The organism is Picosynechococcus sp. PCC 11901 (assembly GCF_005577135.1).
Lineage (GTDB): Bacteria > Cyanobacteriota > Cyanobacteriia > Cyanobacteriales > MRBY01 > MRBY01.
In genome coordinates, this window is record NZ_CP040360.1 from 437,277 (window position 1) to 458,528 (window position 21,252).

At 51.1% G+C, this 21,252-nt stretch carries 22 protein-coding genes; 11 read left to right on the forward strand and 11 right to left on the reverse strand.

The window, feature by feature from the left end:
* The first annotated feature begins 248 nt into the window (after nucleotides 1-248).
* Nucleotides 249-1,586 carry a UDP-N-acetylmuramoyl-tripeptide--D-alanyl-D-alanine ligase gene (locus FEK30_RS03125; protein WP_255447931.1) on the forward strand — a complete coding sequence of 446 codons (1,338 nt, stop codon included), beginning with the start codon at nucleotides 249-251 and terminating at the stop codon, nucleotides 1,584-1,586.
* A gap of 55 nt (nucleotides 1,587-1,641) precedes the next feature.
* On the opposite strand, the gene FEK30_RS03130 is transcribed toward FEK30_RS03125, so the two are convergent.
* On the reverse strand, nucleotides 1,642-2,568 hold the full coding sequence (locus FEK30_RS03130; RefSeq protein WP_138071750.1) for a type II secretion system F family protein: 927 nt from the start codon (nucleotides 2,566-2,568) through the stop codon (nucleotides 1,642-1,644).
* A 171-nt stretch (nucleotides 2,569-2,739) separates the two neighbouring features.
* On the opposite strand from FEK30_RS03130, the gene FEK30_RS03135 reads away from it, so the two are divergent.
* Together FEK30_RS03135 and FEK30_RS03140 are read left to right on the forward strand one after the other, a co-directional pair.
* Nucleotides 2,740-3,306, forward strand: a complete 567-nt coding sequence (locus tag FEK30_RS03135; protein ID WP_168191159.1) for a thylakoid membrane photosystem I accumulation factor — start codon at nucleotides 2,740-2,742, stop codon at nucleotides 3,304-3,306.
* 191 nt (nucleotides 3,307-3,497) lie between these two features.
* Complete coding sequence (locus FEK30_RS03140) at nucleotides 3,498-4,496, forward strand: SPFH domain-containing protein (protein WP_012308290.1); 999 nt, start codon at nucleotides 3,498-3,500, stop codon at nucleotides 4,494-4,496.
* Between the two features lie 108 nt (nucleotides 4,497-4,604).
* Here the strand turns inward: FEK30_RS03140 and gap are convergent, their stop codons facing one another.
* Together gap and FEK30_RS16705 are read right to left on the reverse strand one after the other, a co-directional pair.
* Complete coding sequence (gene gap, locus FEK30_RS03145; RefSeq protein ID WP_138071752.1) at nucleotides 4,605-5,648, reverse strand: type I glyceraldehyde-3-phosphate dehydrogenase; 1,044 nt, start codon at nucleotides 5,646-5,648, stop codon at nucleotides 4,605-4,607.
* Nucleotides 5,649-5,752: 104 nt separating this feature from the next.
* Nucleotides 5,753-5,908, reverse strand: coding sequence for a hypothetical protein (locus tag FEK30_RS16705; RefSeq protein WP_168191112.1), 156 nt, complete (start codon nucleotides 5,906-5,908; stop codon nucleotides 5,753-5,755).
* Nucleotides 5,909-6,081: 173 nt separating this feature from the next.
* On the opposite strand from FEK30_RS16705, the gene FEK30_RS03150 reads away from it, so the two are divergent.
* Nucleotides 6,082-7,350 carry a hypothetical protein gene (locus FEK30_RS03150; protein ID WP_138071754.1) on the forward strand — a complete coding sequence of 423 codons (1,269 nt, stop codon included), beginning with the start codon at nucleotides 6,082-6,084 and terminating at the stop codon, nucleotides 7,348-7,350.
* A gap of 6 nt (nucleotides 7,351-7,356) precedes the next feature.
* On the opposite strand, the gene FEK30_RS03155 is transcribed toward FEK30_RS03150, so the two are convergent.
* The 3 genes from FEK30_RS03155 to infC all read right to left on the reverse strand — a co-directional run bounded on the left by FEK30_RS03155 (nucleotide 7,357) and on the right by infC (nucleotide 10,801).
* Nucleotides 7,357-8,040, reverse strand: coding sequence for a TIGR04283 family arsenosugar biosynthesis glycosyltransferase (locus FEK30_RS03155; RefSeq protein WP_065711438.1), 684 nt, complete (start codon nucleotides 8,038-8,040; stop codon nucleotides 7,357-7,359).
* Nucleotides 8,041-8,045: 5 nt separating this feature from the next.
* Nucleotides 8,046-10,034, reverse strand: a complete 1,989-nt coding sequence (locus FEK30_RS03160; protein WP_138071756.1) for a serine/threonine phosphatase — start codon at nucleotides 10,032-10,034, stop codon at nucleotides 8,046-8,048.
* Between the two features lie 230 nt (nucleotides 10,035-10,264).
* Nucleotides 10,265-10,801, reverse strand: coding sequence for a translation initiation factor IF-3 (gene infC / locus FEK30_RS03165; protein ID WP_012308296.1), 537 nt, complete (start codon nucleotides 10,799-10,801; stop codon nucleotides 10,265-10,267).
* Between the two features lie 208 nt (nucleotides 10,802-11,009).
* Here infC and FEK30_RS03170 point away from each other — a divergent pair, with 208 nt between their 5' ends.
* The 7 genes from FEK30_RS03170 to mnmA all read left to right on the forward strand — a co-directional run bounded on the left by FEK30_RS03170 (nucleotide 11,010) and on the right by mnmA (nucleotide 18,006).
* Entirely contained in the window at nucleotides 11,010-11,918 is a 909-nt protein-coding gene (locus tag FEK30_RS03170) for an alpha/beta fold hydrolase (RefSeq protein ID WP_138073725.1), read from the forward strand.
* 53 nt (nucleotides 11,919-11,971) lie between these two features.
* A complete protein-coding gene (ilvN, locus tag FEK30_RS03175; protein ID WP_012308298.1) occupies nucleotides 11,972-12,490 on the forward strand; it encodes an acetolactate synthase small subunit in 519 nt (172 codons plus the stop codon).
* A gap of 186 nt (nucleotides 12,491-12,676) precedes the next feature.
* Nucleotides 12,677-13,108, forward strand: coding sequence for a YggT family protein (locus FEK30_RS03180; RefSeq protein ID WP_012308299.1), 432 nt, complete (start codon nucleotides 12,677-12,679; stop codon nucleotides 13,106-13,108).
* 146 nt (nucleotides 13,109-13,254) lie between these two features.
* A complete protein-coding gene (metG, locus tag FEK30_RS03185; RefSeq protein ID WP_138071758.1) occupies nucleotides 13,255-14,847 on the forward strand; it encodes a methionine--tRNA ligase in 1,593 nt (530 codons plus the stop codon).
* Between the two features lie 167 nt (nucleotides 14,848-15,014).
* Nucleotides 15,015-15,629, forward strand: coding sequence for a LabA-like NYN domain-containing protein (locus FEK30_RS03190; RefSeq protein WP_012308301.1), 615 nt, complete (start codon nucleotides 15,015-15,017; stop codon nucleotides 15,627-15,629).
* A 9-nt stretch (nucleotides 15,630-15,638) separates the two neighbouring features.
* Entirely contained in the window at nucleotides 15,639-16,793 is a 1,155-nt protein-coding gene (gene lptC, locus FEK30_RS03195; RefSeq protein WP_255447932.1) for an LPS export ABC transporter periplasmic protein LptC, read from the forward strand.
* Between the two features lie 151 nt (nucleotides 16,794-16,944).
* Entirely contained in the window at nucleotides 16,945-18,006 is a 1,062-nt protein-coding gene (mnmA, locus tag FEK30_RS03200) for a tRNA 2-thiouridine(34) synthase MnmA (RefSeq protein WP_138071760.1), read from the forward strand.
* A 17-nt stretch (nucleotides 18,007-18,023) separates the two neighbouring features.
* Here mnmA and FEK30_RS03205 read toward each other — a convergent pair whose 3' ends face one another.
* The 5 genes from FEK30_RS03205 to FEK30_RS03225 all read right to left on the reverse strand — a co-directional run bounded on the left by FEK30_RS03205 (nucleotide 18,024) and on the right by FEK30_RS03225 (nucleotide 21,202).
* Entirely contained in the window at nucleotides 18,024-19,037 is a 1,014-nt protein-coding gene (locus FEK30_RS03205; protein ID WP_138071762.1) for a VOC family protein, read from the reverse strand.
* Between the two features lie 71 nt (nucleotides 19,038-19,108).
* On the reverse strand, nucleotides 19,109-19,984 hold the full coding sequence (locus FEK30_RS03210) for a hypothetical protein (protein WP_138071764.1): 876 nt from the start codon (nucleotides 19,982-19,984) through the stop codon (nucleotides 19,109-19,111).
* A gap of 71 nt (nucleotides 19,985-20,055) precedes the next feature.
* Nucleotides 20,056-20,265, reverse strand: coding sequence for a hypothetical protein (locus FEK30_RS03215; protein ID WP_012308307.1), 210 nt, complete (start codon nucleotides 20,263-20,265; stop codon nucleotides 20,056-20,058).
* Between the two features lie 36 nt (nucleotides 20,266-20,301).
* A complete protein-coding gene (gene coaE, locus FEK30_RS03220; protein WP_138071766.1) occupies nucleotides 20,302-20,916 on the reverse strand; it encodes a dephospho-CoA kinase in 615 nt (204 codons plus the stop codon).
* Nucleotides 20,903-21,202 carry a hypothetical protein gene (locus FEK30_RS03225; protein WP_138071768.1) on the reverse strand — a complete coding sequence of 100 codons (300 nt, stop codon included), beginning with the start codon at nucleotides 21,200-21,202 and terminating at the stop codon, nucleotides 20,903-20,905. The genes coaE and FEK30_RS03225 overlap by 14 nt, the downstream gene beginning before the upstream one ends.
* Nucleotides 21,203-21,252 lie beyond the last annotated feature (50 nt).

Sequence of the window (21,252 nt, forward strand, 5' to 3'; positions counted from 1 at the left end):
TGGTAAAGATCAAGGCTACGGTTGTAAAAACGGGTCTTGGGAGGGTTGAGCTTTGCTGCGGCTATTTTCTCTGATTTTACTAGGCTTCTGGGGTTTGGTTGCTAATTTTGTCACAGGGCATCTCTTTATAATGTAGGCGATCGCCGCCCCGACGATGGTGACAAATATCACTAGGGGCTACCCAAAATCCCGTAAGATTGCCTAGGAAAGTTTGTTGTGGGGTTACTCAAGTCATGGGGATTGTGTTGATGTTGTCTCAATTGACGGCAATCTTGGGGGAAAATTTACGGCGATCGCCCCAGCAGATTTCCCCTGAACCCGCCACCGGCGTTTCGACGGACACTAGAGATTTACAGCCGGGCAATGTGTTTGTGGCCCTCGTGGGCGAGAAATTTGATGGCCACGATTATGTTGACCAAGCACACCAGGCCGGGGCGATCGCCCTCATTACCAGTCGGCCCCTAGAGACGGATTTACCCCAGTGGATCGTCAACGATACCCTCCGGGCTTACCAAGATTTAGGGGCGTGGTGGCGGCAACAGGTCAACATTCCGGTGATTGGGATTACGGGTTCTGTCGGGAAAACCAGCACCAAGGAACTGATTGCGGGGGTTTTGGGCACCCAGGGAAACGTTCTCAAAACCGAGGCCAATTTTAACAATGAAATCGGCGTCCCCAAGACCTTGTTAAACCTGACCCCAGACCATGATTTTGCTGTGATTGAAATGGCGATGCGGGGGCCAGGGGAAATTGCCCGACTCGCAGAAATTGCCCAGCCAACGATCGGCATTATTACCAACGTCGGGACAGCCCACATTGGTCGCCTCGGATCACGGGAGGCGATCGCCAAGGCCAAATGCGAACTGCTCGAATTTATGCCCAAGGACAGCGTGGCGATGCTCAACGCCGATAATGAGTTACTGATGGCGACGGCAGCAACGGTTTGGTCTGGGGAAACCCTCAGTTATGGCTTTAACCAGGGGGATTTAACCGGGGAATACATCGCGCCGGATCAAGTCAAAGTGGCCGATCAAGTATTTCCGGTGCCCCTGGCGGGTCAGCACAATGCCCTCAATTACCTGGCGGCCCTGGGCGTGATGCAAGTGCTGGGTTTTGGTTGGCAGGGTTTAACGACAGAAATTTTCCTGGCCATGCCCAAGGGGCGATCGCAGCGCCTGGTGCTCCCCAATGACATTGTCTTATTAGATGAAACCTACAATGCGGGGCTAGAGTCGATGTTGGCGGCCCTTGATCTGCTCAAACAAACCCCCGGCGATCGCCACATTGCCGTGCTTGGGACAATGAAGGAACTAGGGGAATTTTCCGAGGCGCTCCATATCCAAGTGGGCGAAAAGGCCCAGGCCCTCGGTCTCGATCAGCTCTATGTGCTGGTGGATGACCCGGAAGCCCAGGCGATCGCCGATGGTGCCCCAGGGGTGCCGAGTCTTTGTTTCCCCGACCATAGGAGTTTAATCGAGCATTTACAGGCAACTATGCAACCCGGCGATCGCCTTTTGTTTAAAGCCTCCAATTCCGTGGGTCTCAGTCGCGTGGTGGAAGCGCTCCAACAGGCCTATTCTGTCTAATCAGCTGAACGTAGGGTAGAGTGGAGGTTTGGCAGACCTCTGCCGTTCGGGAAAGTTAAAAAGCCTCAAATTGCTGTTGCATCGACTGAATCACATCGGCCCCCAACAGCGCCACAAATACCCCAAAGCTCAACAGACTTAACAGCAAAATTTGCACCCGCAACAACGTAAAACGGCGGAACAGTTCCCGTTGGTAATATTGGCGAATTTGACTAAAGCTGAGGGGCAAGGTGCCGGCTGTTTCCCCAGAACGAATGATTTGGCGCACCATCGGCGAAAAATAGGGGGCGATCGCCGTCGTTAAGTCTGTGCCCCGGCGCACCTGGGGTTCAATGCGTCGGCAAATGGTTTGGAGATCTGGATCTGGAAATCCCTCGGCTAACCAGGCGATCGCTGCCGTTAGGGGCAAACCACAATCCAGGGGCAACTGGAGATAACCCAGATGAATCAGCATCTGCAACCGAGTAATGTTCCGCAGCGGCGGCACCCGCCGTAAACCGAGGCGCAGCGGTTCCCAAGTGATCGCCCCATACAGAAAAACCATTAAGGCGATCGCCGTGGTCAAGGCCGTCGCCCCGAAGTCTCCCGCCAGGAGTGAGCCCCCCAGCAGCAGATAGATAACCATCACCCAAGACCAGACCATGACCAGCCCCCGCAGGAGCATCCCTCGGATTAAGCGCCGCCGTTCTGCCATCTCCACCAAGGTATCTGACACATCCCGGCAAACGCTCACCAAAGCCCCACTGGTTTCGGCAATCTCCAGGAGGGCGATCGCCCAGGCCGAAAACTGCGATCGCACCGGTAGCCAACTTTCCCGGAGACTATGGCCCCGTTCCAATTGCAAAATTACCCCTTGCCAAGGCTCCCGTTGCCGCCGGGGAATTTCCCCCATGGCCAAGGCTACCGCCTGACCCAAGCCCATGCCTGCTTTGAGGGTTGCCCCCAACTGCCGAAAAAATAACGCCTGTTGCTGTTCTTTCATCGCAAATTATCTCTCTGCTGCACCATCGCAATCTAACCTCCCAGTACCGATAAGTATTTCTTCTTAGGTTTTCTGGCGATCGCTCTACCCATGCTTGTAGGCTAATGCGATAATTCACCATAGTGACGCCAGCCAAGTTCATAACCCTTTAAGTAAAACAAAAATTCCATGATGCAAGCCCGGCACCTTTCCCCCAAGCACATTCTTCTTAGCCTCCTCGTTATTCTCATAACAACGCTATCCCTATGTGTCACCCCCGCCTGGGCGAGCCTCAACGATGATCGCTACGATGGCAATGTTTTTGTTCTTTACGCAGGCAATGGTTCCCTCGTACCGCCCCGCCTCTCTCTCCAAGAAACTAGAGAACGGAAACTCCCTGCCATGTTGGTGTTCTACGCCGACGACAGTAGCGACAGTAAGCGTTTTGCCCCCATTGTCTCCGAAATCCAGTCCTACTACGAAAAAGTGATCAGCATTATCCCCGTGGCGATCGACTCCATTCCCCAGAAAAAACGCTACAGCAAAGACGAAGTCGGTTATTACTACGGCGGAAAAATCCCCCAAACCGTCATTCTCGATGCCAAGGGCAAAGTCATTTTTAATGAAGTCGGCCAAAGCGACTTTAACGACATCGACAATACCTTCCGGAAGCTCTTTGACTTACCACTACGGGAAGGCGAGAACCTCAAAAAACCGATCCAATCCTTTAACGAATACAACTCCGGTTTCGCCCAATAACCACTACTTTTTCCCATAATCCAGTTCCTAGAGAATGAGCCAAGTGCTGATTCTCTTTTTTTATGTCCTGGTTTCACCTCCCCAGCCCAGGTAACTTTTCCACAACAGAAGCCCATCAAGACAAACGACCTGCGCTAGCCTGAAAACAAATCCTGCTTATATTTACCCAACAACCATTGAGGCAGATTCCAATGAACCCTTTAGTATTTATCATTTTGGCCCTGGGTGGTTCCGCTGTTTTTGGTTCCGTCAAGATTGTCAATGAAAAAAATCAATATTTAGTCGAAAGCCTCGGTAGCTATAAAAAAACCCTTGAACCGGGCTTAAATTTCGTCACCCCTTTTATCGATAAAATCGTTTATCGCGAGACCATCCGGGAAAAAGTTTTAGATGTCCCCCCCCAATCTTGCATCACCCGTGACAACGTTTCCATTAGCGTGGATGCGGTGGTTTACTGGCGCATTGTCGATATGTACAAAGCCTATTACAAGGTAGAAAATCTCCAATCGGCCATGGTGAACTTGGTTCTCACCCAAATCCGCTCGGAAATGGGCAAGCTAGAACTTGATGAAACCTTCACCGCCCGCACCGAAATTAACGAGCTCTTGCTGCGGGAATTGGATATTTCCACGGATCCTTGGGGCGTAAAAGTCACCCGGGTCGAACTGCGCGACATTGTACCCTCAAAGGCGGTGCTGGACTCCATGGAGCTGCAAATGGCCGCTGAGCGGAAAAAACGGGCCGCAATCCTCACCTCTGAAGGGGAACGAGAATCGGCGGTCAACTCTGCCCAGGGTCGTGCTGAGTCCCAGGTGTTAGAGGCCGAATCCCAGAAAAAAGCAGCTATTCTCCAGGCAGAAGCAGAAAAAGAAGCGATTATCATGCGGGCGGAGGCGAAACGCCAGGAAGAAGTGATGCGCGCCCAGGCTTCTGCCCAAGCGATGCAAATTGTCGCCCAACAGCTCAAAACCAATCCTGCCGCCGGTGAAGCGTTGCAGTTTATCTTGGCCCAGCAATACCTCGAAATGGGGCAAACCATTGGTAGTAGCGGCAGTAGTAAGGTGATGTTCCTTGACCCCCGCAATATGATGTCTACCCTAGAGGGGATGAAATCGGTGATTGGTAATAATGCAGATATTGCCGCTTTAGACTTGGATTTAGACCAACTGGATCGCCACCAGGCCGGTTAGATGCATTGCGGTTTGAGATAAAAAATAAAAACCTAAAAATCATGCTGAAAATCCCCCTGCATCCACAAGGGGATTTTGTGTTTCTAAGAGATCTTAAGTGAGGTTCTCTTAGGCGGCGATCGCCATTTCTGTTTCTTTTTCCTTAGCAGCCATACTCAGGAGCAAATCTAAAACGCGATTGGCATAGCCCCATTCGTTGTCATACCAGGCCACTACCTTAAAAAAGTGCTCATTCAGCGCCATCCCAGCCCCGGCATCGAAAATGCTGGAATGGGGATCGCTGGTGAAGTCTGTAGAAACCACATCATCTTCGGTGTAGGCCAAAACGCCTTTTAGCTCACCATTGGCCGCCTCACGCATCGCGGCACAAATTTCCCCATAGGAAGTGGGTTTTTCGGTGCGGAAGGTCAGATCAACCACCGAAACATCAGGGGTCGGCACCCGCATTGCCATCCCGGTTAAACGTCCGGCCAACTCCGGTAAGACCAAGGTCACTGCCTTCGCCGCGCCAGTGGAAGCCGGAATAATATTTTGACCTGCGCCGCGACCACTCCGATTGTCTTTTTTATTGGCTCCATCCACAGTGGGCTGGGTCGCTGTCATCGCGTGGATTGTCGTCATCAACCCCTCTGCTAGGCCAAAGTTATCGTGGATTACCTTGGCAATGGGGGCGAGACAATTAGTCGTACAACTGGCGTTGGACACAATGCGGTCATAGGCCGGGGAATAATCATGGTGATTTACCCCAACCACAAAGGTGGGAATGCGCTGGGGTTCGCTGGTAGGCGCAGAAACAATTACCCGTTTCGCTCCGGCTTCTAGGTGCTTGGAGACGCCGACAAAATCCCGGAAACATCCAGTAGATTCAATCACATAGTCAACGTTCAGTTCTTCCCAGGGCAATATACTGGGGTCTTTGACCATCGTGCAGCGGATAAACTGGCCATTCACATAAATACCATCGGCGGTGGCTTCGATGGTGCCTGGAAAACGACCATGGGTAGAGTCATATCTGAGGAGATAGGCAATCTTTTCCGGGGAAATCAGATCATTGATGCAAACAAAATTGAGATTGGGGTTGTGGAGGGCAGCACGAAAAACGAGGCGGCCAATGCGGCCAAAACCATTGATTGCGAGATTGAGAGAAGCCATATATTTGTGCGTCAGTCCAACTGGATAGAACTGGGTAGGTTGGTTACGGCCCCATTCTAGGCAGTGAATTTGGGTCGGCTGAGACAGCTCAAAGAAGTATAAAGTTACGAAAAATTTTCTTCTTTTACGAAGGGTATGGGCAGATAAACTTTAGTAACACTAGTGGGGAGATTGCCGTGGCGATCGCCTTTTTTGCTGCGATATGTTTCGGGGATCGCTCCAGAAAAAAGCAATGCCGCCCTGAGATCCGGTGTTGTCATCGCCAGTTCATGACATCCAGAAGTTGCGAAACGTAAAGGCTGCCCGAAAATCTCGACAAAGGGGGCGATCGCTTAAAATTCTGTAAAGCTTCTTCGAGAAATCATGTCTGGCCCCTGAACCAAGGGGTTACACTAGAGGGCAATCTTGCTGGACTGCTTACTGAGCTTTGGTGGTGCTAGTCCTCGATTTTAAAAATTTTTCTATATTAATTATTCCCGCCGTTAAAAACTATTTTGTCTCCCCCGACGCTAATATGCCAGCCCCCTTGCCCATCACCATTGAGCCCTTTACTTGGTCTAATCTCGACTTGCAGCAGACCTTTCAGTTGATTGATCGCTATTTGCCCCTGAATCTTTGCCGTAATCACGAAATTCTGCCCCTCACCCTCCAAGATCGCTGTCTCACCCTGGGCATTGTCGATCCCCAACGCTCAAGCGTCGCGGCCATCGTCAATAAACTGCTCAGTCGCGGCGGACTGCAACTCAAAGCCCAAAAGCTTGATCTCAAAACCTACCAGCTAATTCTGTCTTCTTACCTGAATTACCATCAAAGCAAGCAAAAATCTCCGCCCCAACCCAAAACGTCCCCAGTCCCTGGCCAAAAAAACGCCACCCCACCAATCTCAGAACGGGCGACTTTAGTCATGGAAAATGGGCCGCCACCCATGCCGTCGTCTGTTTCTAATGATGCGGATCAAGACACTGCCGTGTTTTCTGGGGAGACAACGGCTCTACAGATGCCGGTGAATAATGAACTGTCCGAATTTTTTCGACATGTGCCAGCGGTGGTGATTCCCAAGGGGCCAGTACAACTGCAAGCGTCACCGTCTGCTACGGCGAATGATGCAGGGGAATTGCAAATTTCACCGCAATATCTCAACACTCCCCTCGAAGAACTCAACCACTTATCCGCGTCGCAACTATACCAAGAACTGTTGGGCCGCATTTTAACGGAGGGCATTGGCCGCCTCTATTTTGAAAACCACGCCCGGGCAGGCCGCATTTTTCTCAGTGAAAGTGGTTTGATGAAAGGGTCATTGTCCGGTATTCCCCAGGAAACATTCCACGGCATCCTCGATGAATTTAAGCGCCTCGCTCACCTGCCCCCAGGGCCCATCGACCGACCGAAAAAAGTGGAAATGGAACAATACTATCAGGGTGAGCGAATTTTACTGCGGCTGCGGGTCATGCCGGGACAGTACGGTGAAGAGGGCACCTTGCAAGTCTTACGGGGTCAAGCACTGGCGTTTTATCAACAGCAGCAGATGGATGAACTTGGACAAGAGGCCATTGAAGCGGCCCAACGTCTAGAGCGGAAATTGCGCCATATTTATCTGCGGAGCCAAATTAATCCGGCTCCCCTTAATGCTTTGGATGAACTGTATGGTTTTTGCGATCGCCTCCGAGAACAACTTGATAATCTGAACAAGCCCCACCAATAACGATCTTCAATTACGGATTTGTTGACGATACCATTGACGGAGAATCTCTGGATCAATGCCGAGATGATAACCGAGGAGCATTTTTTGGTTAATCCAAGTGGTGCGCCACAGACCCAGTCGCTGCCATCTGCGAGCTGAAGTTTGTACAGGTTGGCTTGTCAGGCGAATCTTGCCCCGTTTTCTCAGCCGTTGCATTAGCTCATAGTCTTCCATAATGGGAATTTCGGCATAACCCCCCAGGGCTTCAAAATCCTGACGCCGCAAAAAAATGGCCTGGTCACCGTAGGGCAAAGCCAAAAGTTGCGATCGCCATTGGACTAACTTTTCTAAAGCACGAAATCGCCACCGAGAATCGGCAATTCCTAAAGGAAAGGCTCCAGCCACCACCTGGGAATCCGCCAAGGTCTCTGTCACAAGGGCCGCAAAGTCCTGGGGTAATTGGGTATCGCCATGGAGAAACAGAAAAATGTCTCCCTGGGCGATCGCCGCCCCTCGATTCATTTGTTGGCCGCGCCCCCCAGTGGTTTGACAAAGGGTCACCGGAAACTGACGTACTAGATCACAAGTCGGATCCTGACTGCCCCCATCCACAACAATAATTTCTAAAGGAGTAGGAACTTGGAGCAAGGATTGTAAACAAGGGACAATACCGGCTGCCTCATTTAAAACAGGCATAATCACTGAAATCATGATTTCTAAAAACTTGAGGCCCCAATATTAGGACGCACCCGTAACCGCACAAGCACCGCCGTAATGTTGTCATGACCATTGCGTTCATTAGCCAGGGCAATTAAGCGATGCACCCCTTCATCTAAATTGGCCCGGGCACTCAGGAGGGGGAGGAGCATTTCTTCCCAGGTCGTTTCAATTAAGTCATTGTCCGATAAGCCATCGGAACAGAGCAAAAACAGACTATCTTCGTTCACCTGGAAAAAATTAATATCCGGCTCCACAAAACTATTTTCCCGGGGGCCAATGGCCTGGGTCAGTTGGTAGGCATCGGGCCTCCCATAGGCAATCTCTGGGGTGACGCCCCGATGTAATTCCCGCTGACCCACCTCATGGTCAACGGTGAGTTGTTCGAGATTTCCTTTGCGGCTCACACGATAGATGCGACTGTCTCCCACATGGGCGATCGCCACCTGATTGTCTTGAACCAACATCAAAACTAAGGTCGTGCCCATGCGCCCGCTCCCAGAACGGGAATTTTTCAAGTTGATATTGTAAACCGCCTCATTGGTCTCCCAAATGGCCTGGCGGATCACGGCCTCATCCGGTAACTTGTCCTGCCAATGCTCCTGGAAAAAAGCCTGAATCGTTTCCACAGAAAGGGCACTGGCCACTTCCCCCGCCGCATGGCCGCCCATACCATCACAGACCACATAGAAGCCGCGCCCTTGAATTTGTCTCCCCAGGAGATTTTCCTGCTTTTCGATGCGGGTACGCATACCAAAATAGTCCTCGTTGTGATCCCGCTCTTGACCAATATCCGTGCAGCCTGCATCGTCTAAACTCACCAAATTCATCGGTAAGACTACCGTTGAGGCTTCCTCTTCCTCTGGGAAAGCCAAGGGTTCAAAGTCCCCCGAAGCAATGCTCCCTCCAGAATGTTCAATCTGGGGTGAGTCCTCGGCTTCTGATTCAGGATTAGCCGTTGCTGTTTCTCCGTCCGGGGTTTCTGCGAGATCTTCTGGGCCTAAATCAGCCGACAACAAAACATCATCCAGGGTGGTTAAATCCTCTAGCTGTAATTCGATGGCTTCTAACTCTCCCTCCACTTCCCCATAAAAATCATCGGTATCTTCTGGGGCGAGGGCACGGAGGGCTTTTTTTAGGCGGGAGACCGTATCCAAACCACCAATTTGGGCCGTTTCAGTCAGCTCATAGAGGGGTTGCCACGCTGGTTGGGTAGATAGGTGAAACAAATCTTGCCATAGTTGAGGCAGTCGCTGCAGTGCCGGGAGATGGTCTGGATCATCCTGGAGGAGTTGTCGCACCACGAGGCTTTGGTCTTCGTCGAGGTATAAATTTGTTGGTTCAAGGATAGTTTGGCAACATTGGAGGGGCACCAATTCTCGCCATAGCTGCACCATCTGAAAACACCATTGCAGCAGTTGTTCGTAGAGGGGGGTTTGTACTTGGCAGTAGGTTTTTAAGGGCGTGATGGGCTGTGGGCGTTGCTCAAACAGCAGCACTTGATATTCTGGCTGACGCCAAGCTTCCAGGAGTTTTGGCACCGCAGAAAAATCATCTTGCAGGCTGAGATACTGACGGGCGATCGCCGGAATTTCTTTATCTTGCCAGAGGTCGGGATCAGCGAGCTGGGCGGGATCGGTTATTTCTAACTCTTGGAGGGCAGTTTCTAAAATTGTTGGGGTTTCTGGGGTTGTATCGATCACCGCGAGCCAAGGAAATGTTTCGGCCCGTACCGTTGGGCGATCGCCCAGGCGATAACGACCAGCTTCATCAAGGGTTTCTCGTGCTTGGCAAGATGCCGCTTCAGCGTCCAGGATCAAGGCTGTGAGAGGCCGACTGACCCACCCTTGGCAAGATTCACATTGCTCTTGCTGTAACCGTACGGGCGTTTCACAGTGGGGACAGGGCCTCGTCAGAGAGCTTCCACAATACTGACAGAAACGATTTTCTGGCGGGTTTTCTTGGGTACATTGGGGACAAACAACCATGGTCACAGGGGCCTTCTGGATGGGGGTGACCCGCGAAGCTTAACCTAAGCTTGTGGGGGAGAAACCTAAATTTGCAAACAGTCTGGGTGTTTTAGGAACTTTTGAGCAGCGACGGGCCATGGTTGGCTAACGTTATAGAAACAACATTGGGGAGTAGCCTTTGCCCGCAAGCACAACTGACTCCCCAGCGATAAATAGCTACATTTTCATGTTGGCCGCCTCAATCGCGCCTAGGTGGATTTTTTCGGGGCGAGAATCATCATCATGTTACGCCCTTCTCGTTTGGGTCGCTGTTGAATTTCACCGACTTCTTCGAGGTCTTTGGCCATGCGATCTAGCAGTTTTTGGGCGAGGTTGGAGTGTTGGATCTCCCGGCCCCGGAAGGTGATCGTTGCTTTGACTTTGTCGCCTGATTTGAGGAAGCGTTGGGCACTGTTTACCCGGACTTGGTAGTCATGTTCCTCAATTTTGTAACGCATTTTGACCTCTTTGAGATCCGCATTGTGCTGTTTCTTTTTGGCTTCTCGGGCGCGTTTTTCCTGCTCGAATTTGTACTTCCCGTAGTCCATAATCCGGCATACTGGCGGCTTGGCGGTTTCGCTGACGAGGACAAGATCGAGGTCTTCTTCTTCGGCGATCGCCAGGGCCTCGGCGGGGGTCATGATGCCAAGTTGTTCCCCGTCTCCACTGATGACTCTGATATTTGGAAAACGAATTCTTTCGTTAATTTTCGGGAGGTCACGTTTTACGCGTCTTTTATCTTTCACAGGCTATGCGTTGAATGTTGTTACGATTTGGTAGGTAGGTTTATTACAGTCAATAAAAAATTGAGAACTATGCCCATTTTACTCATTGGCGGACTTTTCGTTACGTCCTGGGGCAGATTTTAGGGACAATTTGTGATGATTTTTCAAGCGAGGATGCTCAATTTAAGTTATGGCGATCGCCCAACACCCTAGGGGAATAAATGCTGCAATGGCGCTTCAACCTTGGTCACAACGGATCGGGTCACAACGGTGCTGGATTTGGCGGGGCTGGCAGATTCGTTACAGTTTTTGGCGCACGGTTCCGGAAAACAGGGGGCGATCGCCCCTTGTCCTCCTCCATGGATTTGGGGCGGCCCTAGAGCATTGGCGTCATTTAATGCCCTTGCTCGCCCAGGATCGCGATGTGTATGCTTTGGATTTATTGGGGTTTGGGGGTTCGCGGAAAGGCAGCGCAGAGTTTGGCGTCCCCCTCTGGACAGCGCAACTGAGCGACTTTTTAAACCTTGTGGTGCGGCGTCCGGTAATTTTGTTGGGAAATTCCCTTGGTTCTTTGGTCTGTGCCAACCTGGGCCAAGATCCAAAAAATCGGGTCGAGGCGATCGCCCTGATGAGTGTGCCGGATGTCGCCCAACGCCAAGCGATGCTCCCCAAACCTCTGCGCCCGATTGTCAATGGTTTGGAGCGCAGTGCCATGCAACCCTGGCTCCTGAAACTCATCTTTCGGGTGGCGCGCCGTCCTTTTGTCCTGAAAAATTGGCTGAAATTAGCCTATCCTTCCTGGCCAGATATTGATGCTGAACTGTTAGCAATTGTGCAGGCCCCGACCCTGGATCAAGATGCTGCTCAAGCATTTGTTGCCCTGAGTCGCCGCGTTGGTCAGCCAGGTTTTGCGCCGCCCATGGCCACGGTTTTTGCGAAAATGCCTTGCCCAATGTTGCTGCTCTGGGGCGAACAGGATCGCTTTGTCCCCGTGGCGATCGCCCCCCAACTTGCCGCCGTTAATCCCCGGATCACCCTCAAGATTTTGCCCGGCCTTGGCCACTGCCCCCACGACGAAGCCCCGGCCCTAATCTATGAATTATTTTCCCAATGGCTAGAAGGTGCCAGCGAGCTATAGTAATATATCCCCTTGGTTTTAGTACGTAGCGCCGCCCCAATCCCCAGACCATGATGAAACACACCCTCTCAGTTCTTGTTGAAGACGAAGCCGGAGTCCTCACCCGCATTGCCGGACTCTTTGCCCGTCGTGGTTTTAACATCGAAAGCCTCGCCGTTGGCCCCGCCGAAAAAGAGGGTATTTCTCGGATTACCATGGTTGTTCCCTGCGACGAAAAAGAAATTGAACAGGTTTCTGCCCAACTCGACAAGCTCATCCACGTGCGGGAAGTGGACGATGTCACCGCCAAACCCTGTGTGGAACGGGAACTGATGTTGGTCAAGGTCAATGCCGATGCGAGCCAACGCTCCGAAGTGATGCAATTGGTACAGGTTTTCCGGGCGCGGATCGTCGATATTTCTGACAGAACCGTGACGGTGCAGGTAGTGGGTGATCCCGGCAAAATGGTCGCTATCCTTCAAATGCTTGAAAAATTCGGCATCATCGAAGTGGCGCGGACTGGAAAATTAGCCCTCGTCCGGGAATCTGGTGTAAACACAGAATATCTAAAATCTGCGGGTAGAAAGGCCTAATTTCCCCCATGAGTGCTAGGGACAGACAGTGCATTACAGCATTGATGAAACTGTCCTAACTCTTCTGAATTCCACAAAATTTTTCTTGATTTTCCTGGGACTGACTTGATGTTTCTTAACATCTAAGCCCGCCTTTGTGTGGCTAAGATCAGGGGGTGACACATTTTGATCAGGGATAGTCTAGCTATGAATCAGTACCCCAACCCAAATCCTCAGCCTGAGGATGATGGCTCTGTGAATGAAGTCGCGAAACTGCGCCAAGAACAGCAAAAAGTGGATGCGATTCGGAAAAGGGTTTTGTTTAGGCGCATCGAAAATAGTATTTACATTCTCGTGGGTTTACTGGAAGTGCTCTTAGTCTTGCGGTTTTTCCTGCGGCTATCCGGCGCCAACCCAGAAAATACTTTTGCAAAATTTATCTATGCCCTTTCGGGGCCTTTTGTTTCACCCTTTTCAACGCTGTTTATCAGCCCGGTAGAACGCACCGATGCAACCCTCGGCACGAATATTTTTGATGTCAATCTTCTCATTGCGATTGTGATCTACGCGCTGTTGGGCTTCCTTGCCAGTTGGATTGTTCGTTACATCTATCGACAAGTTGCCCCGACAGATTTCTAGGGAGCGGTGAGCCTAAAAAAATTTTCATTGGGAGCCGGGCGAGAACCTTGTAAAATAGGGCGAATGTGCCTGCTGTCTTGCCCTTGGTTTGACACAGTAGCGACAAAAAGTTTGTATTGAATCTATTCCTAGGCGATCGCCCCTGTATGACTTCTCCCGTTCGTTTTGCCCTGACAACTCCCCTCTATTACGTCAATGACGTGCCCCACATTGGCAGTGCCTACACAACGATGGTAGCCGATGCGATCGCCCGTTTCCATCGCCTTAAGGGGGATGACGTGCTCTTCATTACAGGCACCGACGAACATGGCCAAAAAATCCAGCGCACCGCCCAGGAAAAAGGCGTTGTTCCCCAGGTACACTGCGACGAAATTATCGGCAGCTTCAAGGATCTCTGGCAGCACTACAACATCCAATACGACCGCTTTAGCCGCACCACCGCCCCTAACCACGCGAAAATTGTTGCTGAATTTTTCCAGCGGGTCTGGGACAACGGCGATATTTACCTCGCCCAACAGCAGGGTTGGTATTGTGTTGCCTGCGAAGAATTTAAAGAAGAAAAAGACCTGATCGAAGACCACCACTGCGCGATCCACACCAACAAGCAGGCCGAGTGGCGGGACGAAGAAAACTACTTTTTCCGTCTGTCTAAATACCAGGCCCAACTCGAAGCCCTCTACCAGGAAAATCCCGACTTCATCCAGCCCGCCAGCCGTCGCAACGAAGTGATCAATTTTGTAAAACAGGGGTTGCAGGATTTTTCAATTTCCCGCGTCAATCTCGACTGGGGTTTCCCGGTGCCCACCGACGAGAACCACACGATCTATGTTTGGTTTGATGCGCTGTTGGGTTATGTTACGGCTCTGCTAGAAGACGGGGAGGAAGTCAGCCTCGAAAATGCCCTGAAAAAATGGTGGCCCATCAACCTCCATTTAATTGGTAAAGATATTCTGCGCTTCCATGCGGTCTACTGGCCAGCGATGCTCATGTCGGCAAACCTGCCCCTGCCCGATAAAGTATTTGGCCACGGCTTTCTCACCAAAAATGGCCTCAAGATGGGTAAAAGCCTCGGCAATACCATCGACCCTATCGCCCTGGTCAATCAATATGGTGCCGATGCCCTGCGCTACTACTTCCTCAAGGAAGTGGAACTGGGGAAAGATGGTGATTTTAACGAAACTCGCTTCGTGAATGTGGTCAATGCTGACTTGGCCAATGACCTGGGGAATTTGTTGAACCGCACCCTAGGCATGCTGAAAAAATACTGCAAAAGCGAAATCCCGGCTCTAGATCTCGCCACCATTTCCGCCGACCACCCCCTCAAAGCCCTAGGGGAAACCCTTGGCGATCGCACCTGTGCCGCCTACGACAATCTCAACTTTACCGCCGCCTGTCAGCAGGTATTAGCACTCATCCAAGCCAGCAACAAATACATCGATGACCGCGCCCCCTGGGCCTTATTTAAAGCGGGAGAACAAGCCCAAGTCGAAGAAATTCTCTTGACGATCCTAGAATCCGTACGTCTGGCGGCCTATTTACTCTCCCCGGTGATCCCCAATCTCAGCAATCAAATTTATCGTCAATTAGGTTTCCCTGGGGACTTTAATCGTCCTGAAGACCTTGTCAATCTGGCTCCCTTTGCCAGCCATAGCCGCTGGGGTCTGCCTTGGTCTGAACGAACCCTAACGAAAGCCCAGCCTATCTTTGCCCGCCTTGAAGTCCCTGAAGCCTCTGCTTAAGCGCAGCCCCAAAACCGAGGGAATGATAAAAGTTTTGACGAAGTTCCAGCTTTCTCAGTAAGCTTAGTTATTGGGTTTCCCTTTTTTACAATGGGGCATCTATTTTTTTATAAAAACTGTTTCATAAATATTTTCGTTTTAATAAAATCTCAAGAGGCATAATCACAATGCTGGATCACTTTGGTAGCGATCCGGTTTTCTCGCCTGAACAGGTACTTGAAAATCGAGGTCGTGTTGCGATCTTTATCGATGGTTCTAATCTATTCTATGCAGCGTTGCAATTAGGCATCGAAATCGACTACAGCAAACTTCTTTATCGTTTAACGGGCGGGTCACGGCTACTGCGGTCTTTTTTCTACACAGGGGTTGACCGGGCGAACGAAAAACAGCAAGGCTTTTTGTTGTGGATGCGCCGCAATGGTTATCGGGTCATTGCCAAGGATTTGGTGCAACTGCCGGATGGTTCGAAAAAAGCCAATTTGGACGTGGAAATTGCGGTGGATATGATGGCCCTCGTGGGCTCCTATGATACGGCGGTGCTCGTCAGTGGTGACGGGGATCTGGCCTATGCGGTGGATGCGGTCAGCTATCGGGGGGCACGGGTTGAGGTGGTTAGCCTGCGATCGATGACTAGCGATAGTTTGATTAATGTGGCAGACCGTTACATTGACCTAGAGCAAATCCAGACGGATATCCAAAAGCTCCATCGGGGCCAGTTTTCGGAACCGAGGCTGATGGAAGATCGTGGTGGTGGCACAATTGAGTTACCCAGTCATGAGTAAGTAAAGGTGATGGTGCGTTTGTGTCGATGGAAATGGGGGCGATCGCCAAAAATATTCGCCTTAGCACTACTCTTGATGGGGAATCTTGGAGGAATAACGGCCTGTCGCAATAGCCCGCCAGCGACGGAAACAGAACCCCAAAGCCAAAATTCTGAAAATCGCCTCATCGTCGAAGATGCCCTCCTCGAACAATCCGATGCGGCGGGAAATATTCTCTGGAAAATCCAGGCCGAAGAAGCCATCTATAGCCAAGACCGCAAAGCCGCCACCCTCACCAAGCTCGTGGGGAACCTCTACCAAGATGGGGAAGTGATCCTCAGTCTCCAGGCGAACAAGGGCCAGGTGATTAACGACGGCGATCGCATTATCCTCGAATCAGGGGTTTTGGTTACGGATAATCGTCAGGGGGCCGTCTTTGAAACCGAGAAAGCCGAGTGGGAACCCGCCAATTTCATCCTCCAGATCACCACGGGTCTCCAAGCCAAATATCCCAACGGCACACTCAGCGCCAACCAGGGTAAATATTTTATCGATCGCCAGGATTTAGAACTCGCCGATACCGTCGAAGTGGTCATTGTGGAGCCCCCCTTGCAACTCCAAGGCAGCAGGCTCAATTGGCTCGTGGCCGAAGATAAAATTACCGCCGCCGAGGGCCTCACTGTCCAGCGTTACACCGCAGAAACGATCACCGATCGCCTCCGGGCAGATCAAGGTGAAGCCCAACTCAAAGCCCAGAAAATTATTGTCAGTGGCAATGTCTTGTTAAATAGCCTTGACCCAGAGATTCAGTTTGCCAGCGGAGCCGCCACCTGGGATATCCAAGCGGGTATCATTACAGGCCAAGATTCTGTACAACTCACCCAAACCGCCGAACGAGTCCAATTTCGGGGCAACCAAGGACGCTACAATCTCAAGACCCAACAGGCACAATTGAGCGGTGCGGTTAGGGGAACGGGCGAAGATCCCCCCACCTCCCTCAAGGCCAACCAAGTGGATTGGAATCTCACCGCCGAGGAAGTGGTGGCCGTAGGCAATGTGGTTTATGAACAGACCAACCCACGGGTCAAACTCAATGGCGATCGCGCCGTGGGCAAATTCAAACAAAATCAATTGGTGGTGACAGGGTCGGCCCAAAAACAAGTCACCACAGAAGTCATCCCCTAAGTGATCAACAAGTTCAGCACATCCTTAGGGGACGACACAGCCCAGCAGCGAGGGGATACCAGTACAATGGTAAATCGCTAGGCACATCAGGCAGTGCATTTATCTAGTTGTAGGCAATTCACCAAAAAGGATATTGAGATTAGACAAGGCCATGGGTAAAGTTGCAGTTGGGTTATCAGGGGGCGTAGACAGTTCCGTCACCGCAGGGATTCTCCATCGCCAGGGCTATACCGTCGAAGGGGTCACCCTCTGGCTGATGAAAGGCAAAGGTCAATGTTGCTCGGAGGGGATGGTGGATGCCGCTGATATTTGTGAGCAATTAGGCATTCCCCACCACATCGTGGATAGCCGCGATTTGTTTCAGAAATACATTGTTGACTATGTTGTGTCTGGGTATGAAGCGGGGGTGACACCTTTACCCTGCTCCCAATGCAATCGGATGGTGAAATTTGGGCCAATGTTGCAATGGGCCAAGGCAGAGCTGGGCATTGATCAGATTGCGACGGGTCACTATGCCAGAATTCGTTACAACGATCAAACCGGACGCTATGAACTGTTGCGGGCGGTGGATCGCCATAAGGATCAATCCTATTTTCTCTATGATCTCACCCAGGAAATGCTGGCGGGGACGCTGTTTCCTTTGGGGGAAATGACCAAGGGCGAAACCCGGCAAATTGCGGCGGAAATGCAGCTTTCGACGGCGAAAAAACCAGAAAGCCAAGACCTCTGTCTCATTGAAGCCCATGGCTCGATGAAAACCTTTTTAGATAAATACATTGAACAGCGGGAAGGGGAGATCGTCGATCTCGATGGGAAAGTGCTGGGACACCATACGGGTATCCATCATTACACCATCGGCCAACGAAAGGGCTTGGGCATTGCCGCCCCGGAACCCCTCTATGTGGTGAAGCTAGATAATGTGATGAATCGGGTGGTGGTGAGTACCCGCGATCGCGCTGGTCAGTCTGAATGTACGGTGCAGCGCATGAATTGGTTGGCACTCCCAGGCATTACAAGCCCCATCCGCGCAGAGGTGCAGGTGCGTTATCGCAGTGGTGCGGTGCCTGTGACGGTGATTCCGCTAGAAGGCGATCGCCTCAAACTGGTTTTCGAGGAACCCCAATTTGGCATTACCCCTGGCCAAGCGGCTGTGCTCTATGACGGCGATCGGGTGCTGGGGGGCGGCATTATCAAGCATCCCGAAGCGGCTTAGTTCTATTGGCCGGACATTTAGGGGCGAGGGGAAACCAGCCGTTGCCGTTGGGCCTGTTCAATGGCTTCAAATAACGCTTGAAAATTCCCTTCGCCAAAGCCCTGGGCCTGTTGTTTGCGTTCGATAAATTCCCAGAAAAATGTCGGCTCTTTAAAAATGGGCTGGGTGAAAATTTGTAGGAGCATTTCCTTGGGCGATCGCACCACATCCACGAGGATTTTTTCCTGTTGAATTTGGGGCCAATGGGGTAATGTTTCTAGGTGGGGATAGCGATCACAGAGATTCTTGTAATAGGTGGCCGGAACGTCGAGAAATGCCATATTTGTCCGGCGAAAGTGCCCGATTTGCTCCGGTAAGTTTTTGTATTTCAGGGCAATATGTTGAATCCCAGCACCACGATTAAACTCGATAAATTCTTGGATTTGGGAACGCTGTGCCGTTTCCGGATTTTCACAGCAGTCTCCCGGTTGATTAATGGGTAGTTGAATTCCGCTGGGATGGGAAAGAACCTGGGAAGCGAGACCAGAATAATTGGTTTTGATCGTAAAAGTTTGCTGACGGTTAAACCCAAATTTATCTTCGTACCATTGCACCGTTTCTTGGAGTTTTCCTACTGGTACATTGAGCACTAAATGATCGATTTGGGTATTCGTTTTCGGGACTGTATCTCGATAAATAAGGGTGTGTTGAAACCCGACATTATTGCGTAGTACAGTAACAGATTGATCAGTATTTTTTGGCTGAAAAAAAACTTTTTGGTCAATATAAAAGGCAACATCCGCAACACCACAGGGATGATGGGTTAAATACTGGGCGACGGGATCAGCAGGGGCTTGGGGCGCCGAGAGCATCAGGGTTAACTCTGGGCGACTGAGTTGGACGGTGTTTTGAGGTAAAAACGGAAATGTTGCTTGGGGAGCGGTGATGTTGAGTTGAAATTTTGTTTGAAACCAGGTCTGCCAATAATCCAGATCGTCTACATAGAAATGGACATAGGCGATCGCCAAATTTGGGGGGCTCTGGTTTGCCATGTGTCGGGAAAGATAAACAACAGCTCCTATTCAACTTAGCGTACTTTCTCAGGATTGACCGATGGCTTGGGTTATTGCTGGGAGCGTTCGAGAAAGTCTTGGTTGAGTTGGGCTGCTTTTTTGCCACAGAGGTAACTGGCGATCGCCAAGGGCAGCCAAATCACTGTCAGCAGCCGACCAAAGCGTTCCCCAGTGCGGCGAATGTCTGCTTCGGTGCCGAGGGCAATTTTTAAGCGACCTCCCAGTGGATCAACCAATTGTTGATCCCGCAGGGCCGCCACCACCGTGACTGTTTGGCCGTGGGGCAGGACGCGACGATCTAAATCTGTCGTAATGTAATCAAGTCTGCCCCAATCTGCGGCGGTGAGAGGGAAGGTTTGATCGGCATAGGTAATGGCTTTGGGTTTACTTAAGCGGGCCGATTCTCCGGTGCGTTCGATCTTGGGACGCTGGTCAGGCTCTGGTTGCGCCGCCGGGAGGGGAAATTGCTCCAGGGCGATCGCCAAGGGAATGCGAGTCTCCCCATCACTCAAAAAAACCTGCTCAACGGCGGCTTCCCAAGTAAACAGCACCTTTTGAATTGTGTCTTCGGCAGTGCTGGGGCCATTGCGGGCGACCAGTTCAATTTTGCCCTGAATGATCTGTAGGGCGGGATCATCGGGCAGCGTTGGGGGATTGTCCGCCACAAGGTAGCCTTCGAGCTTAATAAGATCGCGATTCGTCGTTGCTTCACTGGCGGCCTGTACCGAAAGCGACTCCACCTGGGCAAGTTCCTGGGATGTTTTGAGGGCTTGGCCCGTTAGCCCCATAAATAAAGAGATCACCGCTAAGCCACCACTGGCGATCGCCCCCAGCACGAGGAATTCAAATTTGGCATATTCATTTTCACTGACATTGCGCGGTGCGTCCTTCCACCAACTCCAGCGCATCCGTCGTTTTGGGCTCATGGCTTTTCGGGGCGGGTTACAACGAAAAATTTGTCACGAAAAATTCAGGGCAATCGCCTTTGAAATACATTTTAAAAACTGAGCTTCAGGGCATTAACGGGCACATCATCCCAAGAATCAACGGTGCGGATCTTTGCTTCCCAGCCGATGGTGGTTTTATCCGTGGCGAGTTTTTGTTTCCATTGCTCATGGCAATCCTTCGCGGCTTCTTCGTTTTGACAAGCAATGCAAGCTTGAAGAATGCCCGTCGGATCAATTTGTTCATTTACCCAAATGGTCATCGCAGCTACCTTAAAATGATGATTTCACCGCTCATTCTAGCAACCTCTTTTGAGGGCTCGATCAACTTGGTGATGGAGTGTTGCAAGATCCAAAGAATTATCAAGCACCACATCAGCCCGCTGGATTTTTTCGGCGAGGGGCATCTGGCTGGCAATCCGCGCTTGGGCCTGGGCAATGCTTAACTGGTTACGTTGCTGGAGCCTCGCCAACTGCTGCTCAAGGGTACAGGTAACCACCCAAATTTCTGTGACAAAATCCGTTAACTGCGCCTCAAACAGCAGTGGGATCGCGCAAATTACCGTCGCTTGTGTCTCCTGAATGGTTGCTAAGGTTTCACGGAATCGCTGGCGCACGTAGGGATGAATTTGGGCTTCGAGCCACAGTTTTTCGTCGGGATCGTTAAAAACAATGTCCCCTAAAGCTTGGCGATTGAGGGAACCATCGGCGTTTTGTACTCCCGCCCCGTAGCGGGTAAAAATTTGCGTCAATATTGCCGAGGGCGGGGCGATCGCCTCACGGGCATAAATATCAGCATCAAGAATGGGGAACTGGTAGCGTTGGGCCAAGTAAGTCGTTACCGTACTTTTTCCCGTCGCAATCCCCCCCGTCAGACCAATGATTCTTGGTTTTGTCACTTTATGGTGCGACATGACGTTTCACCAACAGTGGAATCCCGCAGTCATACCAAAATTCAGGGCTTATCCCGCCGCTAGACATGCCGCCATGCATAAATCTTTCGACGGTGAAATGTTCTCTATGATTGATGGAGTGACCTGTCGCTACTTCGTATTCCTTCTCAAGGATGCTTTTGAGTTGTTCGGGTGTGTCTGGCATATCAACATTATCCAGTCTTTCTTTCAACTCACGCCAAAGGTATGGATCACCTCGGAATCCCCATTGTTTGGGTTCGTCTTTGAATATTTCAGATATTTTCATTTTCTGTCAGCACCATAAAAGTTTGGCAAATAAGCGGCGCGGCTAAGTTC

What these genes read in the sequence shown, in the direction of transcription:
- FEK30_RS03215 (WP_012308307.1), bottom strand. Translation starts at nt 20,265, where the DNA reads ATGACCATTTGGGTAAATGAACAAATTGATCCGACGGGCATTCTTCAA.
- gap (WP_138071752.1), bottom strand. Translation starts at nt 5,648, where the DNA reads ATGGCTTCTCTCAATCTCGCAATCAATGGTTTTGGCCGCATTGGCCGC.
- metG (WP_138071758.1), top strand. Translation starts at nt 13,255, where the DNA reads ATGACTTCTCCCGTTCGTTTTGCCCTGACAACTCCCCTCTATTACGTC.
- FEK30_RS03205 (WP_138071762.1), bottom strand. Translation starts at nt 19,037, where the DNA reads ATGGCAAACCAGAGCCCCCCAAATTTGGCGATCGCCTATGTCCATTTC.
- FEK30_RS16705 (WP_168191112.1), bottom strand. Translation starts at nt 5,908, where the DNA reads ATGACAACACCGGATCTCAGGGCGGCATTGCTTTTTTCTGGAGCGATC.
- FEK30_RS03130 (WP_138071750.1), bottom strand. Translation starts at nt 2,568, where the DNA reads ATGAAAGAACAGCAACAGGCGTTATTTTTTCGGCAGTTGGGGGCAACC.
- coaE (WP_138071766.1), bottom strand. Translation starts at nt 20,916, where the DNA reads ATGTCGCACCATAAAGTGACAAAACCAAGAATCATTGGTCTGACGGGG.
- FEK30_RS03125 (WP_255447931.1), top strand. Translation starts at nt 249, where the DNA reads ATGTTGTCTCAATTGACGGCAATCTTGGGGGAAAATTTACGGCGATCG.
- FEK30_RS03180 (WP_012308299.1), top strand. Translation starts at nt 12,677, where the DNA reads ATGAATCAGTACCCCAACCCAAATCCTCAGCCTGAGGATGATGGCTCT.
- FEK30_RS03155 (WP_065711438.1), bottom strand. Translation starts at nt 8,040, where the DNA reads ATGATTTCAGTGATTATGCCTGTTTTAAATGAGGCAGCCGGTATTGTC.
- FEK30_RS03210 (WP_138071764.1), bottom strand. Translation starts at nt 19,984, where the DNA reads ATGAGCCCAAAACGACGGATGCGCTGGAGTTGGTGGAAGGACGCACCG.
- FEK30_RS03135 (WP_168191159.1), top strand. Translation starts at nt 2,740, where the DNA reads ATGCAAGCCCGGCACCTTTCCCCCAAGCACATTCTTCTTAGCCTCCTC.
- FEK30_RS03170 (WP_138073725.1), top strand. Translation starts at nt 11,010, where the DNA reads ATGGCGCTTCAACCTTGGTCACAACGGATCGGGTCACAACGGTGCTGG.
- FEK30_RS03225 (WP_138071768.1), bottom strand. Translation starts at nt 21,202, where the DNA reads ATGAAAATATCTGAAATATTCAAAGACGAACCCAAACAATGGGGATTC.
- lptC (WP_255447932.1), top strand. Translation starts at nt 15,639, where the DNA reads ATGGTGCGTTTGTGTCGATGGAAATGGGGGCGATCGCCAAAAATATTC.
- FEK30_RS03190 (WP_012308301.1), top strand. Translation starts at nt 15,015, where the DNA reads ATGCTGGATCACTTTGGTAGCGATCCGGTTTTCTCGCCTGAACAGGTA.
- FEK30_RS03160 (WP_138071756.1), bottom strand. Translation starts at nt 10,034, where the DNA reads ATGGTTGTTTGTCCCCAATGTACCCAAGAAAACCCGCCAGAAAATCGT.
- FEK30_RS03140 (WP_012308290.1), top strand. Translation starts at nt 3,498, where the DNA reads ATGAACCCTTTAGTATTTATCATTTTGGCCCTGGGTGGTTCCGCTGTT.
- mnmA (WP_138071760.1), top strand. Translation starts at nt 16,945, where the DNA reads ATGGGTAAAGTTGCAGTTGGGTTATCAGGGGGCGTAGACAGTTCCGTC.
- ilvN (WP_012308298.1), top strand. Translation starts at nt 11,972, where the DNA reads ATGAAACACACCCTCTCAGTTCTTGTTGAAGACGAAGCCGGAGTCCTC.